This window comes from Massilia sp. KIM, assembly GCF_002007115.1.
In the GTDB taxonomy this organism is placed as follows: domain Bacteria; phylum Pseudomonadota; class Gammaproteobacteria; order Burkholderiales; family Burkholderiaceae_D; genus Telluria.
This window is the reverse complement of the sequence record NZ_MVAD01000001.1, coordinates 1097979-1115196: the sequence shown is the minus strand read 5'-3', so window position 1 is coordinate 1115196 and position 17218 is coordinate 1097979. Positions and strand designations below refer to the sequence as shown.

14 protein-coding genes are annotated in these 17218 nt (G+C 70.0%); 7 read left to right on the top strand and 7 right to left on the bottom strand.

Features of this window, described 5'->3' with window-relative positions; genetic code table 11:
- Nucleotides 1-57: 57 nt before the first annotated feature.
- The gene (locus tag B0920_RS04900) at nt 58-1485 is read right to left on the bottom strand and encodes a glycoside hydrolase family 30 beta sandwich domain-containing protein (RefSeq protein WP_078031432.1); all 1428 of its coding nucleotides are present in this window, start codon (nt 1483-1485) and stop codon (nt 58-60) included.
- Nucleotides 1486-1872: 387 nt separating this feature from the next.
- Between B0920_RS04900 and zwf the strand changes: the two genes are divergently transcribed.
- Nucleotides 1873-3339, top strand: a complete 1467-nt coding sequence (zwf, locus tag B0920_RS04895) for a glucose-6-phosphate dehydrogenase (RefSeq protein WP_078031431.1) — start codon at nt 1873-1875, stop codon at nt 3337-3339.
- 49 nt (nt 3340-3388) lie between these two features.
- On the opposite strand, the gene B0920_RS04890 is transcribed toward zwf, so the two are convergent.
- Nucleotides 3389-4027 (bottom strand): NAD(P)-dependent oxidoreductase, encoded by a 639-nt coding sequence (locus tag B0920_RS04890; RefSeq protein WP_078031430.1) that lies wholly within the window; start codon nt 4025-4027, stop codon nt 3389-3391.
- Between the two features lie 174 nt (nt 4028-4201).
- Here B0920_RS04890 and B0920_RS04885 point away from each other — a divergent pair, with 174 nt between their 5' ends.
- Nucleotides 4202-5125, top strand: coding sequence for a LysR family transcriptional regulator (locus B0920_RS04885; RefSeq protein ID WP_078031429.1), 924 nt, complete (start codon nt 4202-4204; stop codon nt 5123-5125).
- A gap of 78 nt (nt 5126-5203) precedes the next feature.
- On the opposite strand, the gene B0920_RS04880 is transcribed toward B0920_RS04885, so the two are convergent.
- The 3 genes from B0920_RS04880 to B0920_RS04870 form a co-directional block, all read right to left on the bottom strand.
- Nucleotides 5204-5749 carry a hypothetical protein gene (locus tag B0920_RS04880; protein WP_078031428.1) on the bottom strand — a complete coding sequence of 182 codons (546 nt, stop codon included), beginning with the start codon at nt 5747-5749 and terminating at the stop codon, nt 5204-5206.
- A gap of 114 nt (nt 5750-5863) precedes the next feature.
- Nucleotides 5864-7099 (bottom strand): PAS domain-containing sensor histidine kinase, encoded by a 1236-nt coding sequence (locus tag B0920_RS04875; protein ID WP_078031427.1) that lies wholly within the window; start codon nt 7097-7099, stop codon nt 5864-5866.
- Nucleotides 7089-8444 carry a sigma-54 dependent transcriptional regulator gene (locus tag B0920_RS04870; protein WP_078031426.1) on the bottom strand — a complete coding sequence of 452 codons (1356 nt, stop codon included), beginning with the start codon at nt 8442-8444 and terminating at the stop codon, nt 7089-7091. Before B0920_RS04870 ends, B0920_RS04875 begins: the two co-directional genes overlap by 11 nt.
- A gap of 196 nt (nt 8445-8640) precedes the next feature.
- Here B0920_RS04870 and B0920_RS04865 point away from each other — a divergent pair, with 196 nt between their 5' ends.
- From B0920_RS04865 to B0920_RS04855, 3 genes are read left to right on the top strand one after another with little or no spacing between them, the layout of a single operon-like run.
- Nucleotides 8641-9924 (top strand): efflux RND transporter periplasmic adaptor subunit, encoded by a 1284-nt coding sequence (locus B0920_RS04865; protein WP_229455184.1) that lies wholly within the window; start codon nt 8641-8643, stop codon nt 9922-9924.
- A 26-nt stretch (nt 9925-9950) separates the two neighbouring features.
- Nucleotides 9951-10631, top strand: a complete 681-nt coding sequence (locus B0920_RS04860) for an ABC transporter ATP-binding protein (protein WP_078031424.1) — start codon at nt 9951-9953, stop codon at nt 10629-10631.
- Between the two features lie 11 nt (nt 10632-10642).
- Nucleotides 10643-13048, top strand: coding sequence for an ABC transporter permease (locus B0920_RS04855; protein WP_078031423.1), 2406 nt, complete (start codon nt 10643-10645; stop codon nt 13046-13048).
- Nucleotides 13049-13052: 4 nt separating this feature from the next.
- Here the strand turns inward: B0920_RS04855 and B0920_RS04850 are convergent, their stop codons facing one another.
- Nucleotides 13053-13415, bottom strand: a complete 363-nt coding sequence (locus B0920_RS04850; RefSeq protein ID WP_078031422.1) for a DUF2784 domain-containing protein — start codon at nt 13413-13415, stop codon at nt 13053-13055.
- A 170-nt stretch (nt 13416-13585) separates the two neighbouring features.
- Between B0920_RS04850 and B0920_RS04845 the strand changes: the two genes are divergently transcribed.
- Nucleotides 13586-14674, top strand: coding sequence for an alpha/beta fold hydrolase (locus B0920_RS04845; RefSeq protein ID WP_143745644.1), 1089 nt, complete (start codon nt 13586-13588; stop codon nt 14672-14674).
- Nucleotides 14675-14764: 90 nt separating this feature from the next.
- Here the strand turns inward: B0920_RS04845 and B0920_RS04840 are convergent, their stop codons facing one another.
- Nucleotides 14765-15715, bottom strand: a complete 951-nt coding sequence (locus tag B0920_RS04840; RefSeq protein WP_078031421.1) for a 2-hydroxyacid dehydrogenase — start codon at nt 15713-15715, stop codon at nt 14765-14767.
- 148 nt (nt 15716-15863) lie between these two features.
- Between B0920_RS04840 and B0920_RS04835 the strand changes: the two genes are divergently transcribed.
- Nucleotides 15864-16889: a sugar kinase gene (locus B0920_RS04835; protein WP_078031420.1), complete on the top strand. Its 1026-nt coding sequence runs from the start codon at nt 15864-15866 to the stop codon at nt 16887-16889.
- Nucleotides 16890-17218: the final 329 nt, after the last annotated feature.

The following is a 17218-nucleotide window of genomic DNA, read 5'->3' as shown; positions in this document are numbered from 1 at the left end:
TTATCTGCTTGCTTTTATTTCACTGTCAATAAGGGCGAGCGGGAGTGTGGCGTTTTCTCATGGCTTGCCATCCCAGGCGAAGGTGGCGACGCTCTGCGGCGGCAGCGTGTACGAGAACTGCTCCTTGCCGAGCCTGACGGAAAACGCGCGCGCTTCCTTGCCGCCATTGGCCACCACCAGGGCCAGCGAGCCGTCGCGGTTGCGGAAGGCGACGTTGGACAACTGCCCCGCCGCCTCGCTCGAGGCCACGCGGCGCGCGCCCGGCCGCACGAAGCGGCTGGCATGGGCCAGCGCATAGTACTCGACGTTGCGGGTCACCTCCCCAGTGCGCGAATCGATGGTCACCACGCCGCGGCAGTCGTTGCAGCCGCCCAGGTGCGGGCCGTCGTTCTCGTCCAGGGCCAGGTTCCACAGCAGCACGCCGCGCGCCCAGCCGCGCGTGGTGTCGATGATCAGGGTGCGGGTGAAATACATCAGGTTGTTCGCCCAATCCGGCGACCAGCGGCCGCCCGAGCATTCGGTGACCCAGGTGTCCTTGTCCGGGAATTTGGCGCGCACCTCGGCCTGCACCTTGACATTGCCGCCGTAGCAGTGCCAGGCCACGCCTTGCACATAGCGCCGGGCGGTCTTGTCGGCCAACACGGTCAGCGGCGAATCCGGCTCGTCCCAGTTGTGGTCCCAGTCGAAGATCTGGGTGCCGGGATGCTCGCGCTGCAGCAGCGGGCCGAGATGGCGGCCGATGAAGGCGGCGCGCTTTTCCGGCTCGACCCGCATGCCCGGATAGTTGTCGGGCTCGAAATGCGGCTCGTTCTGTAGGGTGAGCGCGAAGATCGGCACGCCCTCCTCCTTCATCACGCTGACGTAGCGGCCGAGATAGCGGGCGAAGGCGTCGAAGGCCTGCGGCTTGAGCGTGCCCTTGACCAGGCTGTCGCTGCTCTTCATCCAGCCGGGGGCGCTCCAGGGCGAGGCCATCACCTTCAGCTCCGGATTGATCGCCAGGGCCGCCTTGACCGTCGGCAGGACGGTGGCGCGCTGGGCTTCGATCCTGAAGTGCTTCAGCTCCGGGTCGCTGCGGCCGGCCGGCATGTCGTCGAAACTGTAATGGGTCGGCGAGAAGTCCGAGGCCCCGATGGTCAGGCGGGTGAAGGCCATGCCCAGGCCGGGGCTGGGGCCGAACAGTTCGCGCAGCAGGGCTTCGCGCTGGGCCGGGTTCATGCGCTGCTGGATCAGGATGCCGGAGGCGTCGGTGATCGAGGCGCCGAAGCCCTGCATCTCCTGGTAGCGCCGGGACGGGTCGATCTCGATCACGGTGGTGGCCGGCTGGCCCGGACCGAAACGGAGGTCGGCCTCGCGCGCCAGCAACCTGGACTGGTCCCCGGTGGTGATCCAGGCCTGAACCGGCCTGCCGGCGGCGGCCGCCGACAGCGAGCCCGCGGCCAGCAATGCCAGCACGGCGGCCTGCAGCCGCCCGGATGGATTGTGCATGCTTGTCTCCTTGTAGTGGTCTGTGGACGAATTTTGGAAACGTTGCCAAAATCGGTTCACAATATAGCACGGGCATCCGGCGGCTCCGCAAGCACCGGCAATTCTCACACTCGCGGACAACAACGGTTATCATTTGACGAAGATTGTTTAAGATGTCAGCGTACTGGCTCACATGACGACACCCGGGCGACCCCTCCCGCCAGCTTTTCATCCGCACTCCCGGCCGGCCACAAGCCGCATGCAGGGAGTGTGCGACCGCTGCCTTCGCGTCCCGCATCCGCGGCGCGCCGGCGGTCTTTTCCCCGCTTTGCCGGCCCGGCGGCGCGGCGCAGGCGACTGCGGCCCCGCGCACAGGGCCATCATCCAACCTCTTACAGCACACACGAAATGAATCCCTCGACTGAGATTGAAAACGGCCTTCCCCTCGACATGATCATCTTCGGCGGCATGGGCGACCTGGCGATGCGCAAGCTCCTGCCGGCCCTGTACATGGCCTTCCTGCACGGGAACCTGCCCGCCACGACCCGCATCGTGTCCACCGGCCGCCAGGACTTCGACCGCGAGGCCTACCTTGCCCACGTCGAGGAGAATTCGCGTTCCTTCATCACCCAGTCCGCCTTCAACGACAAGACCTGGGACGGTTTCCTCAAGCTGCTCGAGTACGTGCGCCTGGACGTGCAGGCGGCGCCCGACTTCGGCGGCCTGGCCCAGGTCTCGCGTCCGGGCGCCCAGCGCGTGTTCTATCTCTCGACCGCGCCGGCCCTGTTCACCATCATCTGCGACAAGCTGGCCGCGGCCGGCCTGGTGGACGGCAACGCCCGCGTGGTGCTGGAAAAGCCGCTCGGCCACGACCTGCCTTCGGCGATCGAGATCAACGAGGCGGTCGGCAAGCACTTCGCCGAATCGCAGATCTACCGCATCGACCACTACCTGGGCAAGGAAACCGTGCAGAACCTGATGGTGCTGCGCTTCGGGAACTCGATCCTGGAACCGCTGTGGCGCGCGCCGAACATCTCGAGCGTGCAGATCACCGTGGCCGAGGAACTGGGCGTGGGCAGCCGCGCCGGCTTCTACGACGGCACCGGCGCCATGCGCGACATGCTGCAGAACCACCTGCTGCAGCTGCTGTGCATCGTGGCCATGGAGCCGCCCACCTCGCTCAACGCCGACGCGGTGCGCGACGAAAAGCTCAAGGTGCTGCGCTCGCTGCGCCGCTTCACCCTTGCCGACATCGCGCGCGACACCGTGCGTGGCCAGTACACCCACGGCGTGAGCGGCAACCAGGAAGTCGAGGGCTACCTGGAAGAGCGCAACGTGCCGGAAGACAGCAAGACCGAGACCTTCGTGGCCCTGCGCACCTACATCGACACCTGGCGCTGGTCCAAGGTGCCCTTCTACCTGCGCACCGGCAAGCGCATGCAGCGCCGCTCGTCCAAGATCGTGGTGGAATTCGCCAACCCGCCCTTCCCGCTGTTCCCCGACGCGCCGGGCGGCGTCGCCAACCGCCTGGTGATCGAACTCCAGCCCGAGGAAGCGATCAAGCTGCAGATCATGGCCAAGCAGCCTGGGAGCGGCATGCAGATGCAGCAGGTGACCCTCAACCTGGACCTGCAGTCGGCCTTCCAGCAGCGCCGCGCCGAAGCCTACGAGCGCCTCCTGATCGACGTGGTGCGCGGCCGCCTGACCCACTTCATGCGCCGCGACGAACTGGAAGCCGCCTGGGCATGGGCCGATCCGATCATCAACGGCTGGACCACCCTGGGCGAGAAGCCGCATCCCTACCCGGCAGGCTCCTGGGGCCCGGCCGAATCCTTCGCGCTGCTGGCGCGCGACGGCCACGCCTGGGTCGAGTAGCAGCCGGCGCGGCGCCGGGGCAAGCAAGCCCGCGGCGCCGGACTTCCCTTCAATAGCCGACCGTGAAGCGGGTGCGCGAATGCGCCGGCCGTTCCAGTTCGTCGATCATGGCTACCGCATAGTCGGCCAGCGAGACATGGCTCGCGCCGCCCTGGTCGACCAGCAACTGGTCGCGGCCGAGGCGGAAAACGCCGGTGCGCTCGCCCGGCTCCAGGTGCGCCGAGGGCGCGAGCACGGTCCAGTCCAGGACGGTCTCGTCGCGCAGCAGGGCCAGCGCCTGGCGTGCCCCCTCGGCAGTCGCCTTCCATTGGGCCGGGAACTGCGGCGTGTCGAGCAGCTGCACGCCGGGCGCCACCTCCAGGCCGCCGGCGCCGCCGACGACCAGCAGGCGCGGCACGCCGGCCGCCTTGGTGGCCGCAATGATCGAGCGCATCCCCGACAGGTAATAGCCAAGCACGTCTTCCTGTGCGTGGCCGCTGAAGGCGCTGATCACCGCCTCATGGCCGGACAGGCGCGCCGCCAGCCCATCCGGGGATTGCGCGTCGGCCTGGACCACGCGCAGTCCTTCCGACGGCGACAGCCTGGATGGATTCGACACGAGCGCGGTCACCGCGTGGCCACGCGCCAGCGCCTCCGCCAGCAAGGCCGAGCCGACGTAGCCGCTTGCGCCGATGATTGCGATATTCATGGTATGGACTCCTGATCTGATTGTGGATGGATGGCCCACCGCACGTCGGCCGTCCGGAGATTCGTACGGCTGTGTTCGGTGAAGCGACCGGCGCATCCTCGCACGAGGAATTGATCAGATAAATGCAATAATCCATAATTCACTTTTACGGATTTCTTAAAAATAGGACAGTCCATGGCGCTACCCGGCAGGATCGACCTGAATGCCCTCGTGGTCTTCGACGCCGTCGCGGAGACCGGCGGCTTCACGGCCGCGGCGAACCGCCTCGGCATCGCGACGGCCAGGGTCAGCGTGGACATCGTGCGGCTCGAAGCGGCGCTGGGGGTGACGCTGTTTTCACGCACCACGCGCCGGGTCGCGCTGACCGACGCCGGCCAGGCGCTGTACGAGGAATGCCGCCCCCTGCTGCAAGGCCTGGACGGCGCGCTCGCGCAGGCGGGGGCGGAACGCGGAGAGCTGGCAGGCTCGCTGCGCATCAGCACGACGGTGGACCATGCCAGCCTGACCCTGGCGCCGGCCCTGGCCGAGTTCGCGCGCCGCCACCCGCGCCTCACGATCGACCTGCGCACCAGCGACCGCGTGGTCGACATGATCGAGCAGGGGCTCGACCTTGCCATACGCCTGGGGTGGTTGAAGGATTCATCGCTGCGGGCGATCAAGCTGGGAGAGTTCCAGCAGATGGTGGTCGCATCGCCCGCCTACCTGCGGCGCGCCGGCCGCCCGAACGGGCCGCATGCGCTTGCGCAGACCGAGTGGATCGCGCTCGGCCTGTTGCCGACGCCCTTGACCTGGCGCTTCTCGGGTCCCGACGGACAGGCGGAGACCGTGCAGGTGAAAGCGCACATGCGCGTGGACTCTCCGAGCGCCTTGCGCGCCCTGCTGCAGGCCGGCGCCGGGGTGTCGGTGCTCGATCAGTACAACGCCGGGGTGGGTATCGCGGACGGCAGCCTGGTGCGCCTGCTGCCGGAGTGGTCGCTCCCGCCGGCCGGCATTTACGCGGTACTGCCGCCCGGCCGCCAGTTACCCGCCAAATTGCGGGCCTTCATCGATTTCTACCAGGATTACCTGAACGGGCTGGCGGCGGCCAGCGGGGCGTGAGGCTGCGGGACGCCTCAAGGGACGGGCGCGCGCGCATCCCTGCGGCACGTACGCGCCCTCGAGACGCGCACCGGGACCTCAGCGTTTTTCCTTGATGATCGCCTGCAGCAGCTTGAAGGCCTCGTGCTCGATCGCCGGCTGGGCGTCGGCCAGCTCCTTGCTGGCGCGGACATAGGCCGGGCGCTTGCGCTCCTTCTTCTCTTCCGGAGGAACCGCGGGCGTCGCGCCGGGGAAGATGATCTGCGAGCTGCTGTTGTACTTGTCGTGGATGACCTTCTTGCCGTAGGGAGTGCCATAGAAGCGCGTCATTTCGGCCGCGGTCTCCGCGGACACGATCTTCGCCACCGGCGCCGCCAGGCGCTGGTAGACCTCGGCGGGCGGGGTCTTGTCGATCTTGGCGAACACGGACTGGCGCTGCGCCTCGCTGGCGTAGCGGCTGCGCGCGGCCACGTTGCGCATCAGCTTTTCGGCCTGCATCGCGGCCAGCAGGTCCTGCACGGACTTGAGGTGGGCGGCGCTCGGCGCGGCCGCAGGCGCTGTCGCCGGCGGCGCGCTGGCGGCAGCGAAGGCAGGGCTCAAGAAGGCCAGGGACAAGGCGATGGTGGCGTGGACAACGGGTTTCATACATTCCCTTCGAAATAAAGCCGTTTCATGGACAAATATTGTGCCCGACATTATCCACCGTCCCGCACCTCCATGTCGCCCGCTTAGCGCAAGGGTGGCCTCATCTGCCGCGCGCTAGAAGCTGATGATGAAGCGCGCTCCCTTGCCCAGCGGCCGGGCATAACGCACCGTGCCGCCGTTGGCGTGCACCAGGTGGCGCACCATCGCCAGGCCGATGCCGCCGCCCTGCTTCTTGGTGGTGTAGAAAGGCGTGAAGATGTGGGGCACGGCCGCTTCCGGCACCCCTGGGCCTTCGTCCCGCACCTCGATGCGCAGGCGCGCCCCGCGCACCAGGCGCGCGCTGACCCAGGCCTGCGCGCCTTCGACCCCGGCGCTGGCCTCGAAGGCGTTCTTGAGCAGGTTGATCAAAGCCTGTTCGAGTTGGCCGGGATCCGCCACCAGCTCCATCGACGCCGGCTCCACCGAGAAGTGCACCTGCCCGCCGCGGGCACGCCACAGCGGGCCGACCAGCGCGCCCACCCGCTCGAACATCTCGCTCACGCGGATGCGCTCCGGGTTGGCGGGCGGCACATTCGACAGGCTGCGGTAGCTGGCCACGAAATCGACCAGGCTGTCGGCGCGGCGGCGGATCGCATCGAGCGCCGTGCCGAGGTCGGCGTGCACGCCCGGATCCAGCGCCCCGCCCTCCTCGCGCAACAGGTCGTAGGCCGTGTGCGAAAGCGAGGCCACCGGCGTCAGGGAATTCATGATCTCGTGGGTCAGCACGTGCACCAGCTGGCGCCAGGCGTTCAGCGCTTCCGCCTCCAGTTCGCTCTCGACCGGCATCAGGGCCGCGAGGCGCTGCGCCCGCCCCTGGAGCGCCACGGAGGCCACCGCGACCAGCGCACGCTCGGCGCCGCGCTCGGTCTCGAACTGCATCATGGCGCGCCGCTCGGCAGTCTGGGAGGCGAGCTGGCGGTAGAGCTCCGCGCGGTCCGTGGCCCGGCCCGGTGCGCCCAGCTTGCGGGCGTTGGCATTGAGCGGGGTGACCGCGCCCTCGCCGGCCCCGCCCTCGATCAGGAACAGGGCGATCGGCGCGAATTCCAGGCGCGCTTCCAGCGCCAGCGCGTTGTCGACCAGGCTTTGCTGCTCGATGTTGAGCGCGCTGCCCTGGCGCGGCGCAGGCGCGCTGCGCAAGGCCAGCAAGCGTGCGCCGCAACGCCACAGCAGCGCGGCGAAAGGCAGGGCCGCGAGCACGCACAGCACCGCCAGGCGCGGCGACTCGTGCTGGGCGCCGGCGGCGAAGGACAGCGCGGCGACGCCGAGCAGGCCGAGCGCCATCCCCGCCTTCAAGACCGCGCTAGAAGCCATGCTTGCCCAGCTTGCGGTAGAGCGCGGCCCGGCTCAGGCCCAGCATGCGCGCCGCCAGGCTGATGTTGCCTTGGGCCTTGTCGAGCGCCGCGGCGATGGTCTCGCGTTCCAGTGCATCCAGGCTGAAGCTCTCCGGCCCAGGCGCGCGGGGCGGCTCGGGCGCCGCGCTTGCCGTCACGGCGGCGGCCGGACCCGCCAGGCCGAAGTCCTCGAACCGGTATTCCGGCTGCCCGGCCAGGATGACGGCGCGCTCGCAGGCATGGCGCAGGGCGCGCACGTTGCCGGGCCAGGACCATGCGCACAGGCGCTCCAGGGCCTGGGGCGCGAGCTCGCGCACCGGCCGCTGGTACTGCGACTCGTAGAGCGACAGGTAATGGTGCAGCAGGCCCGGGATGTCGTCGCGGCGCTCGCGCAGCGGCGGCACCCGGATCACGATGGTGTTCAGCCGGAACAGCAGGTCGGGACGGAACACGTTCGGATCGAACAGGCGCGCCTCGTCGAGGTTGGTGGCGCTGACGATGCGCACGTCGATCGCCTCTGGCCGGTCGGCCCCGATCGGCGTCACCTCGCGCCGCTCCAGCGCGGTGAGCAGCTTGGCCTGGGCCGCCAGCGGCATGTTGCCGATCTCGTCGAGGAAGAGCGTGCCGCCGCGCGCGGCCTGGAAGCGGCCGGCGCGGTCGGCTTTGGCGTCGGTGAAGGCGCCGCGCCGGTGGCCGAACAGTTCGCTCTCGAAGGTGGATTCGGGCACCGCGCCCATGTCCACCGCCAGGAAGGTGGCGGCGGCGCGGCGCGAGGCCGCGTGGATGGCGCGCGCCACCAGCTCCTTGCCCACGCCATTCTCGCCCAGCACCATGACGTTGGCCTCGGTCGGCGCGACGCTGGCGATCATCGCCTTCACCTCGCGCAGCGCGGGCGAGTCGCCCATCAGGCTCGAGGACAGCCCGCCGCCGCTGGCCGCGCGCCGGGCGATGGCGGCGTCGACGGCGGCCGCCAGGCGCGCGTTGTCCCAGGGCTTGGTGATGAAGTCGCCCGCGCCGCGCTTGAGCGCTTCCACCGCCAGCGGCACGTCGGCATAGGCGGTCAGGGCGATCACCGCGGGCGGGCGCGGCTGGGCGCGCAGGCGGTCCAGCACCTGCAGGCCCTCGGCGCCGTCGATGCGGCCGGGCGTGAAGTTGAGGTCGAGCAGCACGACGTCGGGCGTGCGCGCCGCCAGCAGGGCGTCGAGCCCGGCCGGATCCTCCAGGGTCTCGACCCTGCCGTGGCGGCGCCGCAGCAGCATCTGCGCGGCGCAGGCGACGTCGCGGTCGTCGTCGAGGATCAGGATGTGGGCGGTGGATTCGGCCATGGCGTCCGGCAGGGTTGGTGCGCCATTCTAGCAGCGCCGCGCGGCCCCGGCGACGGGCCGCGCACACCTGTCCGGATGCGCACACCGCCACCTGTCCGGATCCGGACACTTCGCGCGAGAACGCGGCCCAAAGCGCCCGCTGGAGCGGGTGGCACGGAGCTTGCAAAAGCCCGTGTATTTCGTTTCGAGGACCACCATGGACCGACCTCCTTCCCATGCCGTGACCGGGGCCGCGATGGACGCGCCGCTGCCCAGGCGCCGCGCCAGGACCTATGCACGCCTTGGCCTCGCGGCCGCCCTGCTGGCCGTGCTGGCCTGGGCCGGCTGGCAGGCGATGCCGCGCGGCCTGGAGGTGGCGGCGCAAGACCTGCGCATCGCCCGCGCCACCCCCGGCATCTTCCGCGACGACATCGTGGTGCGCGCCAGCGCCGAGCCGCTCAATTCCATCATGCTCGACTCGGTCGAATCGGGCCGGGTCGAAGAGGTGTTCGTGCAGGACGGCCACGCCGTCAAAAAAGGTCAGCTCCTTTTTCGCCTGTCGAACCCGCAGCGCAACCTCGAGCTGCTCGAACGCCAGGCCGAACACGCCCAGCAGATTTCCAACCTGGCCAACCTGCAGGTGGCGCGCGAAGCCGGCCGCACCGACCACCAGCGCCGCATCGCCGACCTCGAGTTCGCGCTCGAACAGGCCGAAAAGCAGCACGCCCGCAATACCCGGCTCGCGGCCCAGGGTTTCATCTCCGCCGTCGCGCTGGAAGAGTCGGCCGACAAGCTGGCCCAGCAAAGGCGCGCCCTGCGGGTCGAGCGCGACAGCGTGGCGACCGAGGAGCGCGTGCGCCAGCAGGGCCTGCAGCAGATGGAAAGCGCGATCCGCGGCCTGCGCTCCGGGCTGCAGCTGGTCGACGCCACCGTCGAGGCGCTGGCGGTGCGCGCCCCGGCCGACGGCATGCTGGCCGATTTCCGCCTCCAGGTCGGCCAGACCGTGCGCCCCGACCAGCACATCGGCCGCATCGACGACCCGCGCCGCTTCAAGCTCAGGGTGCAGATCGACGAGTTCTACCTGAGCCGCGTGAAGACCGGCCTGCAGGGCAGCGTCACCCAGGGCGAGGCCCGCTATCCGGTGACGGTGCATGCGGTCTTTCCGCAGATCCGCGAGGGCCGCTTCACGGCGGAGCTGGTGTTCACCGGCGAACAGCCGCCCGTCATCAGCCCCGGCCAGAGCCTGGACGCCCGCCTGAGCCTGGGCGAACCGGCCCAGGCCCTGCTCCTGCCCACCGGCGCCTTCATTAACGACAGCGGCGGCGCCTGGGCCTTCGTGCTCGACGCCGGTGGCGCGCACGCCGAGAGGCGCAGCCTGCGCCTGGGCCGGCGCAACAACAGCCAGGTCGAAGTCCTGTCCGGCCTCAAGGCCGGCGAGCAGGTCATCGTCTCCAGTTACCAGCCCTTCGGCAAGGCCGAACAGCTCCGGATCACACGTTAAGATCCCATACTCACCAAGGAAACAGCATGCTCAAACTATCAGGCGTCAGCAAGATCCACGTCGCGGGCGAAGTCCAGACCACCGCGCTCGACCGCATCGACCTCGAGATCGCCGCCGGCGAGTACGTCGCCATCACCGGCCCTTCCGGCTGCGGCAAGTCCACCCTGCTCTCCGTGCTCGGCCTGCTCGACGTGCCGACCGCGGGGGCCTACTGGTTCGAGGGGCAGAACGTGGCCGGCTGGAGCGAAGCGCGGCTGAACGCGCTGCGCCGCGGCAAGGTCGGCTTCATCTTCCAGAGCTTCAACCTGATCGAGGAGCTGAGCGTCTACGAGAACGTGGAGCTGGCCCTCGAGTACACCGGCACCCCGGCGGCTGAGCGCCGCCGCCGCGTGGAGGCCATGCTGGAGCGGCTGGGCGTGGCCCACCGCGCGCGGCATCGCCCGTCCCAGCTCTCCGGCGGCCAGCAGCAGCGCGTGGCGATCGCGCGCGCCCTCGTGGCCAGGCCGGCCATGCTGCTGGCCGACGAACCGACCGGCAACCTCGACACCGCCCATGGCGACGAGGTGATGCGCCTGCTGCGCGCCATCAACGCCGAGGGCACGACGGTGGTGATGGTGACCCACTCGCCGGCCCACGCGGCCCAGGCCTCGCGCACCCTGCACCTGCTCGACGGGCGCGTGGTGGTCGACGCGCTGCAGGCGGCATGAGGAGCGCCGCCATGAACCTGCGCGACTTCCGCATCGGCTGGCGCCTGCTGGTCAAGGAACCGGCCTACTCGGCGGTGGTGATCCTGGGCCTGGCGGTGGGCTTCGCCGCCTGCTTCCTGCTGCTCGGCTACGTGGTCCATTCGCTGTCCTACGACCGGCACGTGCCCGAGCGCGAGCAGGTCTATCGCCTTATGCAGCGCTGGAACAACCCGGGCGCGAGCGGCCGCTGGAGCGACGCCAGCAGCCTGCGCGCGCGCGAGGCCGTGGTGGGCAGCGGGGTGCCGGTGCTGGCTGCGGCCTACATCCAGCGCGACATCAACGTGAAGCTCGGCAGCGAGGTCCAGACCATGCAGCTGACCGTGGTCGATCCGGACTTCCGCAAGATCTTCCAGCCGCCCGTCCTGGCCGGCAACCTGGAGGAAGCGCTGGCGCGGCCCGACACCCTGGCGCTGACGCGCGAGACCGCCGTCAAGCTGTTCGGCAGCATCGACGCCCTCGGCAAGACCGTGCATGTGGGCGGGCGCCCCTACCGCATCGCCGCCGTGCTGGAAGACCCGCCGGCCGCCACCACCCTGCCCTTCGGGATCCTGGCCGGAATCGGCACCAGCATCTGGGACGAGGAATACCGCCAGCTGGTGACCACCAACTGGGGCTCCTCGCACGGCCAGGTCTACGTCAAGCTGGCTTCCAGCGCCGACGCCCGGCAGGTGCTGGACGCGGTGCGGCGCGCCATGCTGGCCTCCAGTTTCTACCAGCGCCAGACGCCGGACCAGATCGCGGCCCTCAACGGGCGCGACCTGATCGACTTCCGTCTCGGTCCGCTGGCCGAGGCCTATCTCGACCCGGACACCCGCGGCGAGCCGACCCGCCACGGCGACCGCCAGACCATCTTCGGCCTGGCCGCCGTGGCGCTCCTGATCCTGGCGCTGGCCGCCACCAACTACGTCAACCTGGCCACGGTGCGCACCCTGCGCCGCCAGCGCGAGATCGCGGTGCGCAAGGTGCTGGGCGCGGGCGCCGGCGCGGTCAGCCGCCAGTTCCTGGCCGAGTCCATCCTGGTCTGCCTGGTGGCGACCCTGATCGGCCTGCTGCTGGCCTGGCTGCTGCTGCCGGTGTTCGCCGACCTGGTGCAGCGCAGGCTGGACCGGATGTTCACCCCGCTCTCGCTCGGCCTGTCGCTGAGCCTGGGCGTGCTGCTCGGAATGCTGGCCGGCGCCTACCCGACCTTCTCGGCCCTCAAGGTGCATCCGACCGCCGCCCTCCAGGGACGCGGCAACAGCGAGACCGTGGGCGGGCTGCGCCTGCGCCGGGTGCTGACGGTGCTGCAGTTCGCCACCGCCATGGGCCTGATCGGCATGACCCTGGCGGTGGCCTGGCAGACCCGCTACGCCAGCAGCCTGTATCCAGGCTTCGACCCCGATCCCCTGCTCATCGTCGAGACGTCCGGCGACATGCGCAGCGCCAATGTGCGCGCCTTCCGCGACGCCCTGCTGCGGGTGCCGGGCGTGACCGGCGTGGCCGAGAGCGACACGCCGGTGACGGTCAACTACAACAGCGGCGCCTTCAAGCGCGACGGCGGCGACGCGGTGGAGATCAGCACCTCGCTGGTCAGCCCCGAGTTCTTCGGCGTGTACGGCCTGGCGCCGCTCGCGGGCCGCCTGTACGACCCGGCGCGCGACAAGCTGCAGGACCGCGACAGGCTGGTGATCAACCTGGCCGCGGTGCACAAGCTCGGCTTCGCCAGCGCCGAGGACGCGGTCGGCAAATACGTGGGCGTGCCGGACGGCTCGTACGCGCCGATGCAGGTGATCGGCGTGGTGCCCGACATCCGCCACCGCTCGGCGCGCGAAGAGATGCAGGACACCCTCTACATCCTGCACGAACGGGTGGGCACCTTCACGGTGCGCACCGACGCGCGCCAGGGGGCGGTGCGCCAGGCGATCGAGGAACTGTGGCCGCGCTACTTCCCCAACGACGTGCTGGAGGTCAAGCGCGCCGCCAGCCTGTTCGCCCTCAACTACGCCGACGATTTGCGCCTGGCCAAGCTGCTGGCCGCGTCGAGCGTGATCGCGACCGCCATCGCCGCCTTCGGCATCTACGTGCTGGCGGCCTACAGCGTGCAGCGGCGCGCGCGCGAAATCGTGCTGCGCAAGCTGTATGGCGCCGGCAACGCGGCGATCGGGCGCCTGGTCGGGCGCGAGTTCGCGCTCCTTCTGGGCGTGGGCGCCCTGATCGGCCTGCCGCTGGCCTATGTCGCCATCACGCGCTACCTGGCCAGCTTCATGGAGCGCGCGCCGATCGGCGCCTGGACCGTGGGCGCGGCGCTGGCGATCGCCTGTCTGGTGGCGCTGGGCTCGACGGCGCGCCACGCACTGGCGGCAATGCGCATTCGTCCGGCCCAGGCGCTGCGCGAATAAGCCCTCAGGCGCGGCGTCGGCGCAGGATCCATGTGTACAGAGCAACATTGATCACGAGCACCGTAGCCGCCAGCAGGTACTGGAAACCGGGGTCGAGGCCCGGCGGATAGATCAGCGGCAACAGGTAATGCTCGATGAAGCCGCCCTCGTAGCCGGAGCCGCCCGCCCTGCGGCGCAGCGCGTTCTCGACATGGGTGAGCGGGCAGACCGCGCGCGTGACTTCGATGCCGACGCCCCACACCGCCGCCAGCAGGTGGGCCGGCATCAGGCCGCGCCGGCGCGCCACCAGCAGGGCGCCGAACACGACGAAGAGGATGAAGCCGAGGTGCAGCAGCAGGACTGCGTCGGCCAGGATGCGGTAGAGCATGGTTATCGACCCAATCCGGGTAAGGGGATGCCTTGTTCCAATGCTAGCAGCCTTCCGGCGAGGGCGGTATTTGGCCCACCGCAAGGCGCGGCGGCGTTCAATTGGAACACGGTTGGAAGCGAAGCAGAAACGGCGTAGAGTCTTGGGGTTCCGAATCCGACGAGGTCGCCATGTACGCCACAAGCTGGAACTACCTGAACACCCTCGGGGCCCAGGCCCTCAAGAACATGGACCGCTCGCGCCAGGCGCGCGGCAAGATGCTGGAGCGGGCCGGCTACGGCCCCCAGCAGACGCCGTCGACCGTGCTGCACAGCGAAACCGGCCTCAATGTCCGGCGCTACGAAGGCGCCCAGCCCGACGGCCCGGCGGTGCTGCTGGTGCCGGCCCCGATCAAGCGTTCCTACATCTGGGACCTGGCGCCCCAGGTCAGCGTGGTCCAGCGCTGGCTGCAGCGCGGCTACCAGGTCTACCTGGCGGAATGGGTGCCGGTGCCGGAAGACAAGGACCATTTCGGCCTGGACGACTACGGCCACTACCTGCTGGGCGTCTGCCGCGAGGTGATGGCCCAGGACAGCGGCCAGCGCCAGGCCGTCATCGCCGGCCACTCGCTGGGCGGCATCCTCGCCGCGATCTACAGCGCCATGCATCCCGAGCACCTGCGCGCGACCGTGCTGCTGGAGTCGCCCCTGCACGTCGATCCCGAGTCCTGCTGCTTCCACAAGCTGATCCGGCAGGTGCCGCATGCGCGCGCCATCGCCGAAACCTACCGCCAGGTGCCCGGCATGTTCCTCAACATGATGAGCGCGATGGCCGAGCCCCAGGCCTTCCAGCTCGAACGCATGGTGGACCGCTTCCTGTCCATGGCCAACCCGCAGGCGCTGGCCAACCACATGCGGGTCGAGCGCTGGTCGCACGACGAATTCCCGCTGCCGGGGCGGCTCTTCACCGAAATCGTCGAGGACCTGTACCGCAAGGACGCCTTCATGCGCGGCGCCCTCGACATCGACGGCCGCAAGATCGGGCCGGCCGACCTGCGCCAGCCGCTGGCCTGCGTGGCCGACCCGCGCAGCAAGGTGATCCCGCTCGACGCCATGGTGGCCTTCCACGACGCAGCGGGCAGCGCGCGTAAATTGCTGCTGCATTACGAGGGCGACGTCGGCGTCAACCTCCAGCACGTGGGCGTGCTGGTCGGGCACAGCGCGCATGCGCGCATCTGGCCGGCGATCTTCGACTGGCTGGATCGCGAAGCGCGCCCCTGATTCCGGGCCAGGACGCCTGTTCCAGCCCGCGTGCAAAGGAAATTTGCACAGGGGCGTCCCGGTGCAAATATCGTTTGCAAGCGGGCTGGGTCAGGCGCGCACGGGCGTAAGGAGCGGCCTGCCCTCGGCATGGGCCAGCAGGTTGGCCACCGCCAGATCGCCCATGGCGCGGCGGGTCTCGACCGTAAAGCTGCCGACATGGGGCGTGAGCACCACGTTCGCCAGCGCGCGCAGCGCTTCGGGAACCTCGGGCTCGTGCTCGAACACGTCCAGGGCCGCCGCGCCCAGCCGCCCTTCGCGCAGGGCTGCGACCAGGGCCGCCTCGTCGACCACCGAGCCGCGTGCGACATTCACCAGGGTGCCTTCCGGCCCGAGCGCGTCCAGCACCTCGGCGCCGACCATGCGCTCGGTCTGGGCGCCACCGGGCATGCACAGCACCAGCATGTCGCTATCGCGCGCCAGCTCGAGCAGCGAGGCGCTGCGCTGCTCCGGCGCCGGCCCCAGGCTGCGCTGGTAATAGCGGATCCGCAGCCCGAAGCTTTTCAGGCGCGCGGCCACCGCCTGCCCGATGCGTCCGTAGCCGACGATGCCCGCCACCTTTCCCTTCAGGCTGCGCGCGTGCTCCAGGGGCGCCGCGCGCGCCCACTGGCCCTCGCGCACGTAACGGTCGAGCTGGGGCAGGCGGCGCACGGCGGCCAGCAGGAGCAGCACGGCGAGGTCGGCCACGTCGTCGGTCAGCACGTCGGGGGTGTTGGTCACGGCGATGCCTCTGGAGGCCAGCAGCGCCAGCGGCAGCGCGTCGACGCCGACGCCGTTCACCGCCACCAGTTCGAGCGCCGGCAGCGCCGGCAGCATCGCGGCCTGGATGCCGACCGTGCCGGTGGTGAGCACGGCGCGCACGCGCGGACCGATGTCGGCGAGCGCGGCGGCGCGCCGCTCCTGCGGCACCTGGGCCAGGAAGTGGCAGTGGAAATGCTGTTCCAGTTGGCTCAGCACATGGGCCGGCCAGTCGCTGCCGAGGACAAGAAGTTCGGGTTTCATGGGGCGATAGCTGGCTTCGGCGCGGACAAGCGGGCACGCGCGCTCAGGCCGAAAGTGACGGACACGAGGAGTATGCCAGACGCGGCTGGAGCATGCGCGCCGCCTCGACTATACTGGCCGGCGTCACCACGTCACCCAGAGGAGCCCCATGTCCGCGTCGCATCCCGTCCCCGGCCGTATCATCTGTTTCGGCGAAATGCTGCTGCGCCTGTCCGCGCCGGCCGGCCGCCTGCTGCCCCAGGCCTCGCACCTGGAGCTGTGCACCGGCGGCGCCGAGGCCAACGTGGCGGTCTCCCTGGCCCGCCTCGGCCACCGGGCATCGATGGTGACGGTCCTGCCGGACAGCGCCCTTGGCGACATCGCGCGCGACGCCTTGCGCACCCACGGGGTGGACACGGCGGCCGTGCTGAATGGGCCGGGCCGCATGGGCCTGTACTTCCTGACCCCGGGCGCGGTGCTGCGCCCCTCCGAGATCGTCTACGACCGCGCCGGCTCGGCATTCGCGACGGCCGACCCGGCGCGCTACGACTGGAAGGCGATCCTCGACGGCGCCACCTGGCTGCACGTCTCGGGGATTTCGCCGGCGGTCGGCGAACTGCCGGCGCGCGCCGTGCTGGAAGCGATGCGCACCGCCCGCGCGCTGGGCGTCAAGGTCTCTTACGACGGCAATTACCGCGCCAGCCTGTGGGCGGCGCGCGGCGAGGACGGCGCCGCCACCTTGCGCAGCCTCATGGCCGAGGCCGACCTGGCCTTCGCGGGCGAGCGCGATTTCGCCCTGGTCCTGGGCAGGCCCGAGCTGGCGGAGGGCGGGCGCGAACAGGAGGCGGTGGAGGCGGCGTTCGCGGCCTTCCCGCAGCTGGCCCACGTGGCCTACACGCGCCGGCGCCAGATCGGGGTGCAGCAGCACGAGCTGGAGGGAGTGCTGCATGCGCGCGGGGCCTGCGCGGTGGCCGGGCCCTTCGACCTGCACGAGATCGTGGACCGGATCGGGACCGGCGACGCCTTCGCGGCCGGGGTGCTGGATGGACTGATGCGCGGCCGCGGACTGGAAGAATCGGCCCGCTTCGGACTAGCGGCGGCGGCCATGAAGCACTCGATCGCAGGAGATTTCAATACCGCTTCGCGGGCCCAGATCGAGGCGGTGGCCTCGGGCTCGCTGGACGTGCGGCGTTAGCAGGCGGCGCGCCACGACGGGCGCAGCCCGCGCCCGTGCCCGCCATGCTTGCGGGCCCGGTCATCGGCCTTGCCAGCCCGGTCGCCGGCCTTGCCGCCCCCCTTGCCCAGACCTTAGTAGGATGACAATTTCTACCTTCCGTGCGATGAGCTGATAGCGTGCGTCTCGGTTAGCATGGAAACCTGCCACAAGAAAGGTGTCGAACGCACGAGTTCAATCGCGCGACGTTCGGACGAGCGCGCCGTTATGATCCGGTCGAACTGTAGCGGCTACCAGGTTTTCCAACCCTGTACGGCGTCGCGTTTCCCGGGCGTCGGCAATGCACCCCT